This window comes from Anaerovorax odorimutans, from assembly GCF_024459955.1.
In the GTDB taxonomy this organism is placed as follows: domain Bacteria; phylum Bacillota; class Clostridia; order Peptostreptococcales; family Anaerovoracaceae; genus Hominibacterium; species Hominibacterium odorimutans_A.
The window spans coordinates 1-373 of record NZ_JANFXK010000115.1 but is presented as its reverse complement, the minus strand read 5'-3'; the positions used below and the strand labels follow the sequence as shown (position 1 = coordinate 373).

Sequence of the window (373 nt, the reverse complement as noted above, 5' to 3'; positions counted from 1 at the left end):
AGCGAATACGGGCAGAGGTTGGAAGATGAAAGAAATTTTTGAGTTGCTGAAACAAGTTTTAAACAGAGAATTTATCCGTGCGGTGCTCAGCAATCCGAGGACGAAGGACGGCGTCGTGAAAGCGAAAGTCCGTCCTCTTGAGAAAAACGGCGATTTCATGTTTCAGGTAGAAAAGTTTACGAAGACGCAGGCGTTTCATGAAAACATAAACTGCAAAGATGCAGCGGAAATACTGGCAGGTCATATGGAAAATTTCCGGCAGATGCAGATCGAGACTGTTCAGGCGGAATATACGGTTCTTGTGAGCAAGAAAGGAAAAATTTCGATCAAGCGGAAAAACCGAAAAAGCGCAGCGCCTCCGGCAGAGCTTTCA

Annotated in this window: 1 protein-coding gene; it reads left to right on the top strand. The window is 45.6% G+C overall.

Annotated features, from left to right (window positions below; all coding sequences use genetic code 11):
• Positions 1–25: 25 nt before the first annotated feature.
• Positions 26–373: hypothetical protein (locus NE619_RS18120; RefSeq protein WP_330640861.1), on the top strand; the 348-nt coding region annotated here is incomplete at its 3' end.